Origin of the sequence: Mesorhizobium sp. M6A.T.Cr.TU.017.01.1.1, from assembly GCF_004023115.1 — a bacterium.
In the GTDB taxonomy this organism is placed as follows: Bacteria; Pseudomonadota; Alphaproteobacteria; order Rhizobiales; family Rhizobiaceae; genus Mesorhizobium; species Mesorhizobium mediterraneum.
The window spans coordinates 1-15,046 of the sequence record NZ_RZTA01000134.1; the positions used below are offsets into that span (position 1 = coordinate 1).

At 61.1% G+C, this 15,046-nt stretch carries 21 protein-coding genes and 1 pseudogene; 17 read left to right on the forward strand and 5 right to left on the reverse strand.

Going from position 1 to position 15,046, the window contains the following annotated elements:
- Nucleotides 1-8: 8 nt before the first annotated feature.
- From EOB36_RS29180 to EOB36_RS29225, 10 genes are all read left to right on the forward strand, one after another.
- Nucleotides 9-668 (forward strand): hypothetical protein, encoded by a 660-nt coding sequence (locus EOB36_RS29180; protein ID WP_127205304.1) that lies wholly within the window; start codon nt 9-11, stop codon nt 666-668.
- A 2-nt stretch (nt 669-670) separates the two neighbouring features.
- Entirely contained in the window at nt 671-1,192 is a 522-nt protein-coding gene (locus tag EOB36_RS29185; protein ID WP_128286236.1) for a hypothetical protein, read from the forward strand.
- Nucleotides 1,193-3,538 (forward strand): hypothetical protein, encoded by a 2,346-nt coding sequence (locus EOB36_RS35475; RefSeq protein ID WP_245467930.1) that lies wholly within the window; start codon nt 1,193-1,195, stop codon nt 3,536-3,538.
- Between the two features lie 355 nt (nt 3,539-3,893).
- The gene (locus EOB36_RS29195; RefSeq protein WP_245467931.1) at nt 3,894-4,421 is read left to right on the forward strand and encodes a T6SS immunity protein Tdi1 domain-containing protein; all 528 of its coding nucleotides are present in this window, start codon (nt 3,894-3,896) and stop codon (nt 4,419-4,421) included.
- Nucleotides 4,422-4,569: 148 nt separating this feature from the next.
- Nucleotides 4,570-5,208: a hypothetical protein gene (locus EOB36_RS29200; RefSeq protein WP_206532300.1), complete on the forward strand. Its 639-nt coding sequence runs from the start codon at nt 4,570-4,572 to the stop codon at nt 5,206-5,208.
- 33 nt (nt 5,209-5,241) lie between these two features.
- Complete coding sequence (locus tag EOB36_RS29205) at nt 5,242-5,592, forward strand: VanZ family protein (protein ID WP_095482679.1); 351 nt, start codon at nt 5,242-5,244, stop codon at nt 5,590-5,592.
- A gap of 158 nt (nt 5,593-5,750) precedes the next feature.
- Entirely contained in the window at nt 5,751-7,679 is a 1,929-nt protein-coding gene (locus tag EOB36_RS29210) for a hypothetical protein (RefSeq protein WP_128286237.1), read from the forward strand.
- A gap of 188 nt (nt 7,680-7,867) precedes the next feature.
- Nucleotides 7,868-8,938: an SGNH/GDSL hydrolase family protein gene (locus EOB36_RS29215; protein ID WP_206637220.1), complete on the forward strand. Its 1,071-nt coding sequence runs from the start codon at nt 7,868-7,870 to the stop codon at nt 8,936-8,938.
- 3 nt (nt 8,939-8,941) lie between these two features.
- Nucleotides 8,942-9,124, forward strand: coding sequence for a hypothetical protein (locus EOB36_RS29220; RefSeq protein WP_127206647.1), 183 nt, complete (start codon nt 8,942-8,944; stop codon nt 9,122-9,124).
- 72 nt (nt 9,125-9,196) lie between these two features.
- Nucleotides 9,197-9,910 (forward strand): class I SAM-dependent methyltransferase, encoded by a 714-nt coding sequence (locus EOB36_RS29225; RefSeq protein WP_127206648.1) that lies wholly within the window; start codon nt 9,197-9,199, stop codon nt 9,908-9,910.
- On the opposite strand, the gene EOB36_RS35840 is transcribed toward EOB36_RS29225, so the two are convergent.
- The 4 genes from EOB36_RS35840 to EOB36_RS29240 all read right to left on the reverse strand — a co-directional run bounded on the left by EOB36_RS35840 (nt 9,899) and on the right by EOB36_RS29240 (nt 12,089).
- Nucleotides 9,899-10,450, reverse strand: a complete 552-nt coding sequence (locus EOB36_RS35840) for an acyltransferase (RefSeq protein ID WP_128286239.1) — start codon at nt 10,448-10,450, stop codon at nt 9,899-9,901. The two genes, EOB36_RS29225 and EOB36_RS35840, sit on opposite strands and share 12 nt — an antisense overlap.
- Before the next feature lie 516 nt (nt 10,451-10,966).
- Complete coding sequence (locus tag EOB36_RS34520) at nt 10,967-11,137, reverse strand: hypothetical protein (RefSeq protein WP_164897643.1); 171 nt, start codon at nt 11,135-11,137, stop codon at nt 10,967-10,969.
- 149 nt (nt 11,138-11,286) lie between these two features.
- A complete protein-coding gene (locus EOB36_RS29235; protein WP_128243934.1) occupies nt 11,287-11,481 on the reverse strand; it encodes a hypothetical protein in 195 nt (64 codons plus the stop codon).
- A 422-nt stretch (nt 11,482-11,903) separates the two neighbouring features.
- Complete coding sequence (locus EOB36_RS29240) at nt 11,904-12,089, reverse strand: hypothetical protein (protein ID WP_128286240.1); 186 nt, start codon at nt 12,087-12,089, stop codon at nt 11,904-11,906.
- Nucleotides 12,090-12,169: 80 nt separating this feature from the next.
- Between EOB36_RS29240 and EOB36_RS29245 the strand changes: the two genes are divergently transcribed.
- From EOB36_RS29245 to EOB36_RS29270, 6 genes are all read left to right on the forward strand, one after another.
- Nucleotides 12,170-12,976 (forward strand): N-acetylmuramidase family protein, encoded by an 807-nt coding sequence (locus EOB36_RS29245; RefSeq protein ID WP_128286241.1) that lies wholly within the window; start codon nt 12,170-12,172, stop codon nt 12,974-12,976.
- Entirely contained in the window at nt 12,973-13,191 is a 219-nt protein-coding gene (locus EOB36_RS29250) for a hypothetical protein (RefSeq protein ID WP_127293414.1), read from the forward strand. Before EOB36_RS29245 ends, EOB36_RS29250 begins: the two co-directional genes overlap by 4 nt.
- 1 nt (nt 13,192) lies before the next feature.
- Complete coding sequence (locus tag EOB36_RS29255; protein ID WP_128286242.1) at nt 13,193-13,459, forward strand: hypothetical protein; 267 nt, start codon at nt 13,193-13,195, stop codon at nt 13,457-13,459.
- A complete protein-coding gene (locus EOB36_RS29260) occupies nt 13,444-13,641 on the forward strand; it encodes a hypothetical protein (RefSeq protein WP_126105781.1) in 198 nt (65 codons plus the stop codon). Before EOB36_RS29255 ends, EOB36_RS29260 begins: the two co-directional genes overlap by 16 nt.
- Nucleotides 13,641-13,964: a hypothetical protein gene (locus EOB36_RS29265; protein WP_095482850.1), complete on the forward strand. Its 324-nt coding sequence runs from the start codon at nt 13,641-13,643 to the stop codon at nt 13,962-13,964. Before EOB36_RS29260 ends, EOB36_RS29265 begins: the two co-directional genes overlap by 1 nt.
- Nucleotides 13,965-14,084: 120 nt before the next feature.
- The gene (locus tag EOB36_RS29270) at nt 14,085-14,378 is read left to right on the forward strand and encodes a hypothetical protein (RefSeq protein WP_095482670.1); all 294 of its coding nucleotides are present in this window, start codon (nt 14,085-14,087) and stop codon (nt 14,376-14,378) included.
- 56 nt (nt 14,379-14,434) lie between these two features.
- Here EOB36_RS29270 and EOB36_RS34525 read toward each other — a convergent pair whose 3' ends face one another.
- On the reverse strand, nt 14,435-14,581 hold the full coding sequence (locus EOB36_RS34525) for a hypothetical protein (protein WP_164897644.1): 147 nt from the start codon (nt 14,579-14,581) through the stop codon (nt 14,435-14,437).
- A 265-nt stretch (nt 14,582-14,846) separates the two neighbouring features.
- Between EOB36_RS34525 and EOB36_RS29275 the strand changes: the two are divergent.
- Nucleotides 14,847-15,046: pseudogene (locus EOB36_RS29275) on the forward strand (hypothetical protein); the annotation flags it as partial.

Genomic DNA, 15,046 nt, shown 5'->3' on the forward strand with positions numbered 1-15,046 from the left:
CTCCTCCCGTGACCCTATTCCCCCATGCCGAAGATCTCGGCAGGGCGCGGACGGCTGCCGATTTCGCTGCCGTCATCGCCTTGCTCGACACCGACCTCAACAATGCTGCCGCCCGCAAACAGGAGCTGGAACGGGCCGAGGATCGCGCGATCTTCGGCGACGGCGACCTGGGCGAGGTGCGCGCCGCGCTCACCGACTGCAATGCGGCAATCGCGCTGCTGGAGAAAACCGTCGAGGCGGCGAACAAGCGCCGCGTCGAAGCCGCCGAAAGGGAAGCGCGGGCCGACATCGTCGCCCTGGGCGACGAGATCAAGTCCAAGGCCGCTTCGCTCGGCGAGCGCTGGCGCACCGTCCACCGGCTGATCGAGCAACTGCGCCAGGAACTGTTCGAGGCCGACGCGCTCGTCCGCGCGATCGCCACTGCCAACGGCCTGTTCAACGCCGCCGGCGTTGCCGACCTCAAAATCAATCTGACCACCACCCGGCGCGCTGCCATGGCCGGACCGCACGCGGCCGTGCCTGCCCGTCTCAGTCGGCCAGCGGTTCAGGCCGACAGGCTGCTTCTGTCCTTCCTCAGCCCCGGCGGCGCGCTCGACCCGCGCCCGGCGCTCGGCGCGCCGGTCGAAGGTGTCAAAAGCAAATTCATTCCCGCCAGCGAACGAGGCTGACCATGTGCACACTTGCCCTTATCGGCACGGCTCTTTCGGTGGGCGGCGCGCTGGTCGAAGGCCAGCAGTCGAGGCAGATGGCCGACTACCAGGCCAAGGCCTATGAGCAGCAGGCGCAGGCCGAGGCTCAAAGCGCGGCCTTCGAACAGGGTCAGGAGCGCCACCAGCAGGACCTCTTGCAAGCGCAGGCGCGCGCCCAGGCGGGTGCCTCAGGCGTCGGCATATCAGGCTCGCCGACCGAGGTGCTGGCCGCTAATGCCAGGCAGGGCCAACTCGACATCAAGGCGATCCAGTATGGCTCGCAACTGCGCCAGAACAATCTGACCACGCAGGCCGCGATCTCGCGCTTTTCCGGCAAGCAGGCGGTGAGCGCCTCGATCTTCAGGGCAGGCGGCAATCTCGTCGATGGCCTCTCCAAAATCCAGGACCCGAGCGAGGGTTCGACCCCGACAGCATCGGCGCCGAACCGGGCCGTGATCTTTGGCAGTTCGGCACTCAACGATCCGTGGGCGGGGATGCGATAAATGGCGACCATTCCCCTCCAGCTCGCCCAGCGCCGGCTCGATACCGGCAACGTGGTTTCCTATCCCGGCGGCTCGCCGCTCGGCGCCGCCATGCAAGGCTTTGGCGACGAGCTCTCGGCCGTCGCCGAGCGGTATCGGCAGCAGAAAGAGCAGCAGGAAGCGTTCGATGCCGAGATCGTCCGCCGGCAGTTCGACGGGCAGATCGCGCAGGCCGAGAATGACGCGACCCAGAACGCGCCGGCAGACGGCAGCGGCCTGCATGACAGCATGTATGGCCAGGTCGATCCACGCACTGGCCAGGTGGTCAAGCCAGGCCTGTTTGACACGCTGTTCGACGGCATCCTGCCGAAAATACCCGAGAGTCAGCGCGCGAATTTTATCAAGCAGAAGGAAATCCTGCGCGCGGCCGGTTCGGCGCGCATCGCGGCGAAACAGGTTCAGCGCCGCCAGGACTATGAGCAAACCGAGCTCAGCACGGTGCTGGAAACCAACGCTACCGCCATCGCGCAGAGCGACCCGGACGATACCATCACATTCGAAGCGGCCCGGCAGGACGGGCTCAACCTGATCGACAAGATGGGGCTCGACCCGCAGATCAGGCAGCAGATCGTGAAAGACTGGTTCAGCACCACGGCAAAGGCCCGGTTCCAGGCGTTGATTGCCAAGGATCCCACGCGGGCCCTCGAAATGTTCGGCGTGGTGCAGCCAGCGAATTCCTCTGGCAGCGACATCACCCAAGTCGCCGGTGCCGCCAATGCATCGAGCGGTAGCTCCAGCGCGGTGGCTCTGAAGGGCGACGGGACTGGCACCGCACCCATCGACGCCATCACCTACCTGGCGCCCGGCGAAGTTGAAGCGCTACGCAATCAGGCCAACACGGCGAATGCCGCGCAACTCGTCGATGCCCGCGCCGAGGTGCAACTCGCAGAGCAGAATGCCCCGGCCGTCATCGCCACCACGGGCAAATATCCCGAGAAGAAGCCGACCGAGCAGGATTTCGTCAACATTTACGGTGCCGAAGAGGGCATCAGGCATTTCCAGAAATTCAACATTACGGCTGGCATTGCCGGTGCGGTCTTCGACATGCGCTCGGCGCCGAACCAAGCAATACATGCTGAGCTTCGGGATTTTGAACCCGGCCCAAACGGTTCGCCAGAAGAGCGCGAGCAATACGAGATAAAGGCCGGCGCCGCGCAATTGGTACTGGGTGCCAGACGCGCCGACCCCGTCGGCTATATCAGCCAACTATTCCAAGACAAGGCTCCCGACTGGAGGAAGGTCTCAACTCCGGACGACTACAAGACTGCCGTAACCTGGGCCGTCGCTGCCCAACAAGAGATGGGCTTCGACGGGATGCTGCCGCTGCCCTGGGCCGCAGCTGACCAACAGGCCGCGAAATATATCGACCAAAGCGTGCCGTTCGAAACGCGTCTTGCCGAGTTGAGTTCGATTGTCCTGGCGGTTCGTGACCCGGATGCACGCAAGGCGATGGCCGAACAGATTTCCTTGGCGGCGGAAGCCCAATGGCGAGCCAAGGCTGCCCAAGATCCGAACGTCACGTCAGAGTTGTTGGAAGCCCAGGTTGCGGTGCTCAAGAATGGGCTGGCGTGGATCGGGGAACATCTGGCGCAGGCTCAGTACAGCACCATGCCGTGGCTACAGCAATTCGGCTTGGCGTTCTCGGATGTCGGTCGCCTCACGGCTAAGGGCGCGGCCGCCGGAGGTGCGGATGCGATCTCCGCCAAGCTGGACTCCGCTTTGTCGGGTGGGAATTACGAGGACCTTCTCAAAAATGAGCGGGCCGAGACCGAGGACGCCGAGGACCGGGCCGGCTCGGCCGGTTGGGCAGCCGAGGCCTTCGGCGCCGGCTTGAGCGGATATGGCCTGGTAAAGGGCGCAATCGGTTTGCTAGGCCGGGCAGGCATCGGCGCGGCGGCGGAGACCGGCTTGACCGGCATTGCCGCCCGAACCGGCGTAGGGGCGTGGCGGGTGGCGCTTATGGCGGGGCATACGCCTTCAACACAGGCGAGAACGTTCCGTGGGGGATTGCCAACGGCGCGCTTTGGGGCGCTGGCGGCAATCTCCTTGCCGAGGGGCTCGGTGCAATTGGCAGCCAGGTGGTGGCAAGGCTCACCGGTCGGCCCGCCGATGTTGATCCTGCCGCAAGCCCGGAACCTACAAATTCTCTGGTTTCGGAGGCTGTTCCAGAGCCGCTCACAATGGAGGGCGAGGGCGTCGCCGGCGGCGGCAGCCACATCGCCGTTGGTGATGACTTGCGCATGCGCTACATGCGAAAATGGAATGATGCGCAACGAGAAGCAGCAAGCCTCAAAGCCCAGCGGCTGACTGATCGTGAGACCTCTGTAAACCATCACTCGGTTCGGGATTCGAAACCGGCTCGCCGCAGGTATATTGAGGCTGGCAACGAGGTCGCGCCTAACGAGGACGTCGATCATATAGTTGATTTGCAATTAAATGGGCAAGAAACACTATCTAACTTTAGCGGCCTAGATCTGAGCGTGAATCGGAGTTTTGGCGCCCAGATAAAGAACCAAATCAAGAATCTCCCTCACGGGACGAGAATCAACAAAGTGACGATTGGAGATCGCTAGTGTTTGAGAGGTTCACTCGAAACTTTCCAATGGACGGCAGGTTACCGACCGACAGTGGCAATTTCCCGTTGGATTCGAAAATCCACGGATTGAGCGAGTTGCTCTCCAGTTTCGGCGGTGCTTCGTTCAAGCATGGTCTGTACCGCATCATTCGTGCGTCAGAGGTGGCGGATTGGAATGAACGTGTCTGCCTGGGTTTCCCTAAATTCACTGGGCGGATCACCTGCTTTGGTTACGATTGGCAGGGGACCGCATTCGCGACCGATACGTGGCGGCTAGAGCAGGGGGAACCAGGTGTCGTGATGTTCGAACCGGGCACGGGACAGGCCCTTCAGATACCTGCCAATATCCGGACCTTCCACGAAGTCGAACTTATGGAGGACGAAGAGGCAGCGCTGGCCGCCAACATGTACGCAGATTGGCGGGGCGCGGGCGGCGCCGAGCCTGCGTATAACCAATGCATAGGCTATAAAGAACCACTATTTCTGAACGGCAAGGACGAAATCGAAAATCTGGAACTATCGGACTTGGAGATCTATTGGCACTTCATGGGCCAACTGATAGTTCAAGTTAAAGACCTGCCACCGGGAACACCCGTTCGTATCAACCTTAGATAACGACAAGGTCCGGGTGGCAGATGATCACCGAGTTGTTTGAGATGTTGCCCCGAAAATTCTGTGGGCTCTAAGGTGCAATCTTGTTCGGGCGTCCATTGCATTGACCGTAGCTGAACCTTTGCAACGTTGGGAAATCCTAGGAAATAACATGAACACTGCCATCCCAGACCTAAGCAGCGTCACCCGCCTGCCGTCGACCGACAAAAGCACAGGCGATGAAGAGCTTGATGCTGCACGTCGGGAAGCCCGGAAATATCTTGAATTCTATGATTGGGTTTCAGCCATCAAAGGTGAATACTTCGGATACGGCGCCGATGGCATAATCTACATTTTTTTGTTCGAGATCGTGCCCGGCAGACCCGATGTGGCTCAGTGGATATGGGTGATCGTTGGCGATGTGCCTCCAACATATATACCTTGTGACGACGCCAAGAATCCCTATGAGGCGCTGGACGGATATATCGGCGCCATGGAAGAATGGGTTGAGGCCGCGCGGCAGGGGAAGTCGGTGGCGAAGTTGATCCCTGTCAATGTGCCGGCGAATCCCGCTACGCTGAAATGTTGGGCAGCCGTCTCAAATTCCTCGACGAAAAGGTTCTGCCGGAACTTCGAGAGTGATGTACTGGGCTCGCCGACAAGCGCGGCCAATCGTGCGCGCACCGGCCGGTGGTCTGATTATGGTCATGATGGTAGCCTATGGCGTGCCGCAGGTTCGGATGTTGCGCGAGCTGGTAGTTCCCTGTCGGGACCATGTCAGGCGAGCCAGACTTTTCAGATGAAGGACTGACCTATCTTGTTACGCGTAGACTCTTTTCCGATCATGGCAAGGATCGTTTTTCTGGTCACGTTGACCGGCGTTCTCCTGCTTGCTCTTCTGCCGGTGCGGTTCCTGCCGGATCTCGGCATGGCGGTCACGTTTCATGACGACAAGCTCAACCACGCCATCGCCTTCGTCGTGCTGGCGGCCTTGGGAAGCCTCGGCTGGCCGGAACACAAGACAAGGCTGATTGTTCTCCTCGCTTTGACCGGCGCGGCGATCGAGGTTCTTCAGGGCGCGCAACTGATAGGGCGCGATATGGATGTGCTCGACTGGGTTGCCGACTGCGCCGGCATGGCGTGCGGGCTGACAATCGCAGGCTGGACAAAGAGGCGCGTTGGCGGATTGACATAGGCCGCAGCGGACACCCCGGCTAGGCCAGCTGCGTTTCTTCCGCGCCCCAAGGGCCGGAACCTTCCCCCGATACGCCATGGACCGCACGTCCCGTGGGCGAAATCTCAGAACACTTTCCAGCCTCGCTTTCGCGGGGCTTTTTTCATGGAGCAAGCCTGATGGCCCGACCTGCAACTGCCGCCGTTCGACTTCTGACCGGCGAACGCGAACCCGTGCGTCTAGCGACCACGGTCAATGTCATCCTCCAGGGTTTGCAGACCATCGACGGCGTGCCGGCGGCGGTCGGCGACCGGGTGCTGGTCAAGGATCAGGCCGACCCGACGCAGAACGGCATCTACACGGTGAGCGAAGGCGAATGGTTCCGTGCCGCCGACGCCCGTACCGCCCGCACCCTGCAGAAGGGAACGACGGTTCACACGCAGGTCGGGTCAGCCAATTCCGACCGGGTGTTTCAGTTTACGGCCGACGCGCCGGTCGTGGGCACCGACGCCATCGCCATTATCCCGTTTGTGCCGCCCGACGTTTCGGACGTTGTCGATGAGGTCGAAGCGCTGCGCGATGAAACGCAGGTGCTGAAGGATGCCACTGAGGCCAGTGCCGGCCAGGCAGCCGCCAGCGCGTCCACCTCCGCCGCCGATGCCGGACAAACCGCCGCCAATGCCGGACAAACCGCCGCCGATGTCGTCACTACCGCGGCCAATCTGGCCAGCGCCCAGGCGGCGCGCGACGCATCTTTGTATGGCAAGGGTATCTTTCCGACGATCGCGGCGGCGATCGGCCTTGGCGTCGTCGGCAGCGGTGCGATCGCGGCGGGCTCCGGCGGCACTGATGGTGCCTTCGACCTGGCGTTTACCGGCGGTGCCGGTTCGGGTGCCGTCGGGCGGTTCGTGGTCGCCGGCGGCGCCCTGACGCAGATCCTGGTCACAGCGCCGGGCTTCTACACAGTGGCGCCGAGCTTCAATTTCGCGGCATCGGCGGGGTTGGCAGGCGCAAGTGCGGCGGCGGTCCTGGGCCGGAATGTCGGCGTTGGCGAATATTTCTGGACGCCAGTCACGGCGACGGAGCTCGGACTTTACCAAGTGGCGGCAGGGCCGGTTGCGACCGAGACTGGCTTGGTGTCGACGCCGGCCGATATCGCCGCCCTGATCGGGTCGCAAAAGGCCGGTCCCGTCGCCATTACCGGTGCGGGAACGGCCGTCAGCAACCCAAGCGTTTACTTTTGGCCGCTCTCTCTGAAGACCGTTGACCAGTATCTGACGGCTCTAGAGACTGGCATGGGGACGGTCGGCATTTTGAACGTGGTCATAGCCCATGTTGAAGGTGACGGCACGCTTACGAAGGTCTCCGAGCAAGAGGTCATTGTCGCGACCGGCGTTTCAACTCTCAGCGGGCTTTCAATCTTGAAGCCGGCCGGCAGTGTTGTAGGCGTCCAGTGGATTTCCGGCACCTGGTATTATACGCCGGGGACAATTCCGAATGGCGAAAGCGAGTGGTTCACGGCCGCTGTCCCGACAGTGAGTACGGCAAAATCGGTCGGTTTCACCAATGGCCCACAATGGAAAGCTACATTTGCGGGCGAAGTTTCCGCCAAGGCACGGACGGCCTATGCTTCGATTTCCGGACTCGAAGAGACGGTGGGTGCAGAGCAGGTGATTGGTTGGCCGGCCTTGGTCAACACCGGGACGAATACGCCGGCAAATTACAGCGTCGTTTTCCAAACTCCGGCAGAAGCCGATGGCTACATCACCGAGGTCGACGTTGGCGCAAGCGGACCCGGAACTGCCAACATTCACGTAATCCAGTACAATGGCGACCCGACCGTCGACGTGATCAGCACCCATCAGATCACGCTGGCCAATGGTATGAGCAAAATCCCTCTCAGCATCCCGATTGCAGCGGGCAGTATCCGGCGATCAGCGGCGGCGGTTACAAGTTTCAAAACAGCGTCAATCCGCAGGGCATCCCCGTATGGATCAGGGCCGGCGCGCTGTCGAACGGCGCGACGGTGGCCTCATCCACCCAGCACCGCTATGAGGTGGCTTTCACGATCAAGACTGGGCTTATTGCCGACGTCTCACGGGCTCTGACCGGCGGAGGGGAGAACACGGGGCTGGCTCTGCTGGCGGACGCCGACCCAAATGGTGTCGTTGATGCGACAGCAATTTTTGCCGCCGCTGCGGCCGCGCATCCATATCCCTATGTGCCGCCCGGCAGTTTCGCCTTGACGGCCATGCCTGCGTCCGGAAACGGGTTCAATGGACCGGGCAAGCCTATAGTGAACGGCGAGAGGTTCTTCATTTCGCCTAAGCCATCACTTTACAACCTCTATGACGGCTTCCGCACTAAGATGGCGGAGCATATCGCTAACAATGATGTGCTCTGCCTGATCGCCGATAGCATTGGTCATTGGGCGCTGGCCAGCAACGGCCCGGCGCACTGGTTCAATCTCGTTACCCGCTTCGCCAACCTCGGCATCGCGGCCGATGAACCGGGGATGACGGCGCTCCGGCCAAGCTCCACGTACACCCCGGATTTCTATGGCGTTACGACCAGCGGAATCGTCTCGACGGGAACGCGTGGGCGGCTCGGCGAAAGCATCATCCTTGCGGATGGCGCGTCCCTGGCGTTCACAGGAGCTTATGAACAGGTCGACGTCCACTACACCCAGGACGCCGGTCAAGGTTCGCTCGCCTTCGCCTTTAACGGCGACGCAGCCTACAAGATTGTGAACGCTGCCGGCGCCCTGGCGCTCGATCAATATTCCGGCCCGTCCCTGACAGGGCAGGCTGCGAGCGGGAATTATACGCTCACGGCCGTAGGCGGACCTGTGGAGATCACGGGGGTTATCCGGCTCGGCATCAAGGCGGCCGGCTCGCGCCCGCGCCTGCGCACGTTGCGCGCCGCGCACGGAAGTTATACCTTCGCGTCCTTCAACGCGCCGCGCCTTGCCTCGACCATCGCTCAATGCGGCTATGCTGGCGGCAAGATTGTGCCTGTCCTCGCCCTGGGCATCAACGATAGTTTCGGCACGCCGCCGGCTACGATTTCGGCTAACATCACTTCGATCATCAACACTTTGGAAGCGGCCTCGGCGCCCCGCATCGTTGTCATGCCGCCGACGCGGCCATCATCTTCGTGGAACGGCAGCTATACGGGTGGCCGAACCTACGATGCAGCGCTTGGCGCGATTCGCCAAACCTACCGGTCGCGAAATGTGCTGACGATCCCGATCGACGGGTTCGATTACATCAATTCAGGAGTCTATCAAGAGGGCCTGCACTACAACGATGCCGGCCACTACGGCAACGCGCTGCGCTTCGTCGAATACGTCGCGGAGAGGGGATAGCCGATGCCACTCGCAATTCGACGCAAGGGTAAAGTGATCGCGACGCTCGAAGAAGGTGAGGAATGGGTGATCGTCGGCAAGAAAATTCTGATTACCAAGCCCAGTGACCCGACTCATTGTCGAGAAATCACAATGCCTAAGGACGATGCCGAAGGTCTCGTCGAAATGTGGCTTGGTGGCTCCTAGTCCGTACTGGACGCGGTTCGCGCGCTATGGCACGGTCGGGTTGGCGGGGGCGATCCTTAGGAGGATTTGTCGATGGCGGACGCCGGCAGCATTATAGCGATCTATGATGATTACTACGCAGATGGCAAAGTAGCTGCGAAACGCGAAATTGCTTCGCAGCAGTCAGTCGGTCATATCGAAGCGATCCTCCAGGGGAAGACCTTCGAAAAGATCCTTGATATTGGGGCCGGTGAAGGAGCTGTGCTGGACAAACTCAACAAGCGAAATCTGGCAAAGACACTCGGAGCGGTCGAGATTTCGACCTCGGGTATTGAGGCCATCAAGGCACGGAAAATCCCTAGTCTGAAGAGCCTCGATGTTTTTGACGGCTACCACATTCCGCACTCCGACAAGTCGTTCGATCTGGGGTTGGCGATCCACGTCGTCGAGCACGTCGAACACGAACGTTTGTTCTTGGCAGAGGCGGCGAGGGTCTGCAAAAAGCTCTATATCGAGGTCCCACTGGAGCATACGCGAAGGCTAGACCGCGCCATCCGCATGTCGGGGCCGTATGGGCATATCAACTTCTATACCACCCTATCATTCGAAAACCTGCTCAAGACCTCCGGACTGGCGGTCGAGCGGCTTAAAGTCTTTCCTCATGATCTCGCCTATGAGCAACACTTGGCAGGTCGTACAAAAGGATGGCTGAAGTACAAGGTGCGGACAGAGTTCCTGAAAATTGCGCCTAAAGCCGCAATGCGCAGTGTCGCTTACATGGCCGGAGCTCTGTGCTCAAGCCACTGATCGAGCCACTGGGTCGCCGATTTGCCTGGCAGGGTTGCCGCCAACCATGGTGAAGGGCGCCACATCTTTTGTTACTACCGATCCGGCGCCGACGACTGCGCCCTTGCCGATCGTCACACCTTTCAGAATAACGGTGTTGAAGCCAATAAAGACGTTGTCTTCAATTCTCACCGGCGCGATGGTGATGTTCGACCAGTCCTTCTTTCCCTGATGCCAGTCGGCGACATCGGCCTTCCGATTCTGCCATCTTGTCGCATGCGAGTTGTGATCTACGACCGTGGTGCCCCAGCTTATGATCACGTCATTACCGATTTCGATGCGCTCGGCCGCGACGAGGTGGCTCTTGCCGATGTAGCTGCGCTGGCCGACGGTGATCTTTGCGTCGGGCCGGTCAAAGGAAAAAGCGCAGTGGAGGATACATTCCTCGCCGATCGCATGATGGCCACGCCGTGCGGTGCGAATGCTTTGGATACTCATCTTCGCGCCGGCGCCGGCGTTGATGCCAGCTAGGCGATACATGAACCGTGGAACGAACGGCATCTCAGTTTCGCCCGAAACGCGATTTCGGCAACCTTTCGGCGATAAGCTGCGATCCCGCGAAGAATCGGAAATGGGCCGAAAAGCGCTTGAGGCTTTGTGCTACCGGCTGGTCAGTACGCATCACTATCATTAGGCTGCCCACGTTTCTGCCGCTATTTGCGGCAAGCGGCGGCGCTTTGCAAGCGCGATAGTCCCGCGTTCACGCTCTAATACGTTTGGCTTAACAGTGTCTCTGATTGGAGAGCCTGCGCAGTTGGCGTTCGCCATTCGCACGGACTTGCATATCGATCGCGACTCTGATCGAGACGCCCTTCAAAATTGCCGAAGAGAATTCTCTCGCTCCGAAGAAGAGCCCCCTGCGTAGTCGCCAGGCGCAAAAATCCAACGGAACGTTCTGGAAAGAACGTAGCGGGTGACGCCGGATCGGCTGGGCTATACCGGATGAGTGGTCCGGTAACTTTATCAACGGCGCCGAGGCCGTAGCGGCGCTAAATACGCAGGCTAATGGCGCAACAGCTATTGATGGTTGTCTTGCGGCTTATTGTGAGGCTGGCTGTTCGACCACCAGACGAAATACAGCGAACCTATCTTCATGACCGGCACGCGACGCTCGCGTTCGCGCACCCGCAATTCGCGATAGACTTTCATCTTCAGGGTGCCGCCCGGCAATTTGATACGCACTGCCATCGGTTCAACTCCCGCCGTGCAACGCAACGATGATGTGCAATGCAGCAATTAGAGAACTTCCCCCAGGGAAGAGTCAACAGCCGATAGGCGAGTTTTTTGACTAATTCCGGAAGGATTTGAGCGCAGGCGCCCGATGACGGTCCAAGGCGTCAACGCATTGCCTGGGGCCGGTCAGGATCGTCCGGTGCACCCGGCTGGTCGTTCAAAGGACGCTGGCGGCTCGACCACCAGGTAAAATACAGCGAGCCCATCTTCAGAACCGGCACGCGGCGGGCGCGCTCGCGCAATTCCCGATACACCTTCAGCTTCAAGGTGCCGCCCGGCAACTTGATACGAACCGCCATCAGCCCAACCCCATTGTGCAGCGCAGCAATTAAAGAGCTTCCGCAGCGGAAGAGTCAACAGCCGGTCATTGACTATTTCTGGGGCTATTTCTGGAACTGGTTCCAGATGGGTCCGGGTCGCAGGCTCGGGATCATTGTTTTGGTGGGCGCCCAGACGGCGACATGCTGCTCGGCCACCAGACGATGAAGTACTTTCCGACCTGCCAGACCGGGACTTCGCGCTTCTGCTCGCGGCGGCGAAGCTCGTCCCTTTTCTTGATCTTCAACGTCCCGCCCGGAAGCCTGATCCTTATTGTCACGTGCCCTCCCGCACCCTGTGTCCCACAAGGTACGAACGGTTGATGGGAGCAGTTTCATCCCGGCTAAGCAATTTCGGTTGAGGTGGCAAGACGGATCGAGCTGTTCTCAGATGGTCGACACCGTCACTTGAAGAACTCCGCCATGCCCCGGATGGCCAGGAACGCATAGAGGATTGGCCCCGCGACCACCCCGCAATAGAGGCAGAAGATCGCTGCCAAAGCCACAAGCAACGGCTTGTCGCGGCCGACCGCGCATAGCTCGGCCTTCGCCGTCCAGCGCGCTGCGGCCGTTCCGTCATCTTGCGACATGGGCCCATCCTCCCCTTTGGGCTCATCTCACACAATCGCTTGCAAACATCAACCTGCCCGCGAGGGCGGAAAGGAAACCCATGGACACCACGTTCAAGGGCGCCGCCAGGCGCCTCACCGATCTCGATCTGCCGAGGCTTGGCGCCAGGATCGGCGTCGGCGAGGATGAGATCCATGCCTTCCTCGATGTCGAGACCAGCGGGCATGGCTTCGACGCCCAGGGCCGGCCGATCATCCTGTTCGAGCCGCATGTCTTTTTTCGCAACCTGTCGGGGACGGCGCGGGCACAAGCTGTCGCGGCTGGCCTTGCCTATGTCAGGTGGGGCGAAAAGCCTTATCCCCGGGACAGCTATCCGCGCCTGAAAGCCGCCTGCGCGATCGACGAGACGGCGGCGCTCAGATCGGCGTCATGGGGCCTCGGCCAGGTTCTCGGCGAGAATTTCGAGGCGGCCGGCTTCCTCACCGTGCAGGCCATGGTCGAAGCCATGATGGAGGACGAGGCGCTGCAGTTGGCGGCGGCGGTCAATTTCATCGCCGCGAACCGGCTCGACGACAAATTGCGCAAGCATGATTGGGCCGGCTTTGCCAAGGGCTACAACGGCTCGTCCTACAGGAAGAACGCCTATGACACCCGGCTTGCCGACGCGTTCCGCAAATGGTCTGGGATCAAGGACACGCCGTGGCCGCCCGCTGCCCCAGCGCAGCCTCCAGCGCCTGTCCCGATCCCACAGGCTCCACAACCGGAAGGTCCCACGCCTTCGGCTCCGAAGGCAGAGCCGGGCAAGGCTGGAGTCCGGCCCTGGGCCGTAGTCGTGGCCTCCTTGGTCGCCGCAATCCTTCCCTTGTTTCGAAAGGTCCCCTCTTTGTTTCGAAAGGCAAAACCATGAAGTGGTTCAATACGAATGCCGCACACAATCTGATCAATGTGCTGATCCTGCTGCTCACCAGCTTGGTCGGCTTCGACTGGACGATGTTCGGCATCGACGCCGCCCTGGCGCTCAAGATCGCCGGGGTGCTGACCCTGCTCAAGATCCTGATGAATGTCGTCCGCGACGGCGTCGCCGGCCTCGTCAAAAAGCAACCCGCCGTGGAGGGCAATTGAGATGTGGGTGCTTTCCATGCTGAGCGCGCTCGCCGGCAACAACGCGATCATGGCGATCTTCGCCGCGCTGGTCGGCGGCGTCGGGCTCTATGTCGCCGGAGGCGTCAGCCGGGCCAAGAAGGACGCGGCCAGGCGAGCGGCGGAAGAACTCGCCGCCGCGCAGGATTGCCTCGAAATGGGCCGCGAGGCGACCGATGCCGAACGCGCGGCGCGCGACCTGCCGGACGAAGCGGCACGGCGGGAGGCGATGCGATGGGCAAAGCACTGATCCTCTGCCTGTTGCTCGCCGGATGCACAACGCCGGTTTCGCCGGCGCGTCAGGTCTGGTGCGAACACAACCAGCAGCGCCGTCCGTCGGTGGCGGTCGTCGCAGCCATGACGCGACCCGAGCTCGACGAGGTGAATGCCTACAACGGGAAGGGCGCCAGATGGTGCGGGTGGAAGCCATGATGCAGGAGCTTCTCGATGCTCTCGGCATCAAGGCGCCGGTGGTGGTCGCCGGCCTTTCCGGCGGCATCTTGCGAGCCTTGTCACGCCACCGCTACAAGGTTCGCGAGATGGTGGCGTCGCCGATCTGCGGCGCGCTGGCGGCGGCCTACCTGACATTGCCAGTGGTGCACTACTTCCGCGCCACCGGCCTGCCGATTCCGTCGCCTGACGACGACACCACGACGCTGGCCGCGGCGTTCCTCATCGGCGTCTCGGCGATGTGGATCTCGGACATCGTCTTCGAGGTGGTGGTGAGGCGGTTCAAGCCGGGGAAGGAGGAGTGATTGCGCCTGTCTTATTGCGCCGCGGTAAACAGTCTCCCGCGGGAGATACCGCTCGGGGTGAAGATTGCGGAACCACGGGCGAAGGTGCGCGTTAGGCACGACCCTTGTGAGGATGTACCCATGCCAGCTCGCCCAATCGTCTCGACAGCCGCAGCGATCCTGCTCGCCGCCACAAGCATGGCTTACGCCCGGCCGGATGCGCGCACCATGACATGCGAACAGACGCAACTTCTGATCCAGAGCCGGCGTGCAGTCGTCCTGACCACCGGCCGCAACACCTATGATCGATATGTCCGCCAATTCGGCAATGAATGCGACTGGCCCGAAGTGCCTGTCACCTCCTATATCCGGACGCGTGACGGTCAATGTCGTGTCCATCGATGCGAGGAACCGGTCTTCGATTTCCCGGACTGAGAAGCAGCCGGCGCTCGATCCAAGGTTTTTCGTGTGAAGCCGCCGGACCGGATGCCCTAGAAGCCGAAGAATTGCCGGCCGACCAGATACCCCAGCGCGACGACCGCCAGGGGAAACAAGGCCGGCGCCAGCCGGCTGAGCACGGAGCTCCTTGCCGGTTCCTTTGGGGCGTTCCTGACGGCGTTTCCGAGGTTCTTGGTCATGATCTCGCTATAGTAGCAATCGCTGATTAACGATTCCTCAACATGCCGCGCCCGCCCCGGAAACGGGGCGGTTTTTTTGCGTCTTCAACGGATGTCATCCGCATTGCCGCTCAAAACTATCGTGTCGGTCGAATAGCAACGGAGCTCATGAATTTGCGGGCGTTTCCTGAACCAGCATGGGGCTGGGCGCGTTGCCGCATGCGGGAACCAATCGCCGCCCACTGCTTTGGCTAGGAGATGGTCCTTCGCAGGAAAGGAGTTCGATATGAAACCTTTCGCACTCTTGCCGAGCATGTTGATGCTAGGCGCGCTGGCGTTGGCGGCGCCGGTTGCCGCCCAGACGGATAACCAGACACCCGACCAGGCGCCCGCCGGCCCTTGCCAGGCCGAACCGCAGAACGGCCAGCAGCAGAAGCCGCCGGCCATCAACAACAGCCTGACTGAGATGCTTGACCCCTGCAACGG

Bases quoted from the DNA above. Each gene is read 5' to 3' on its own strand.
- EOB36_RS29185 (WP_128286236.1), top strand. From the start codon at position 671: ATGTGCACACTTGCCCTTATCGGCACGGCTCTTTCGGTGGGCGGCGCG.
- EOB36_RS35475 (WP_245467930.1), top strand. From the start codon at position 1,193: ATGGCGACCATTCCCCTCCAGCTCGCCCAGCGCCGGCTCGATACCGGC.
- EOB36_RS29200 (WP_206532300.1), top strand. From the start codon at position 4,570: ATGAACACTGCCATCCCAGACCTAAGCAGCGTCACCCGCCTGCCGTCG.
- EOB36_RS29205 (WP_095482679.1), top strand. From the start codon at position 5,242: ATGGCAAGGATCGTTTTTCTGGTCACGTTGACCGGCGTTCTCCTGCTT.
- EOB36_RS29210 (WP_128286237.1), top strand. From the start codon at position 5,751: ATGGCCCGACCTGCAACTGCCGCCGTTCGACTTCTGACCGGCGAACGC.
- EOB36_RS29220 (WP_127206647.1), top strand. From the start codon at position 8,942: ATGCCACTCGCAATTCGACGCAAGGGTAAAGTGATCGCGACGCTCGAA.
- EOB36_RS29225 (WP_127206648.1), top strand. From the start codon at position 9,197: ATGGCGGACGCCGGCAGCATTATAGCGATCTATGATGATTACTACGCA.
- EOB36_RS35840 (WP_128286239.1), bottom strand. From the start codon at position 10,450: ATGCCGTTCGTTCCACGGTTCATGTATCGCCTAGCTGGCATCAACGCC.
- EOB36_RS34520 (WP_164897643.1), bottom strand. From the start codon at position 11,137: ATGGCAGTGCGTATCAAATTGCCGGGCGGCACCCTGAAGATGAAAGTC.
- EOB36_RS29235 (WP_128243934.1), bottom strand. From the start codon at position 11,481: ATGGCGGTTCGTATCAAGTTGCCGGGCGGCACCTTGAAGCTGAAGGTG.
- EOB36_RS29240 (WP_128286240.1), bottom strand. From the start codon at position 12,089: ATGTCGCAAGATGACGGAACGGCCGCAGCGCGCTGGACGGCGAAGGCC.
- EOB36_RS29245 (WP_128286241.1), top strand. From the start codon at position 12,170: ATGGACACCACGTTCAAGGGCGCCGCCAGGCGCCTCACCGATCTCGAT.
- EOB36_RS29250 (WP_127293414.1), top strand. From the start codon at position 12,973: ATGAAGTGGTTCAATACGAATGCCGCACACAATCTGATCAATGTGCTG.
- EOB36_RS29255 (WP_128286242.1), top strand. From the start codon at position 13,193: ATGTGGGTGCTTTCCATGCTGAGCGCGCTCGCCGGCAACAACGCGATC.
- EOB36_RS29260 (WP_126105781.1), top strand. From the start codon at position 13,444: ATGGGCAAAGCACTGATCCTCTGCCTGTTGCTCGCCGGATGCACAACG.
- EOB36_RS29265 (WP_095482850.1), top strand. From the start codon at position 13,641: ATGCAGGAGCTTCTCGATGCTCTCGGCATCAAGGCGCCGGTGGTGGTC.
- EOB36_RS29270 (WP_095482670.1), top strand. From the start codon at position 14,085: ATGCCAGCTCGCCCAATCGTCTCGACAGCCGCAGCGATCCTGCTCGCC.
- EOB36_RS34525 (WP_164897644.1), bottom strand. From the start codon at position 14,581: ATGACCAAGAACCTCGGAAACGCCGTCAGGAACGCCCCAAAGGAACCG.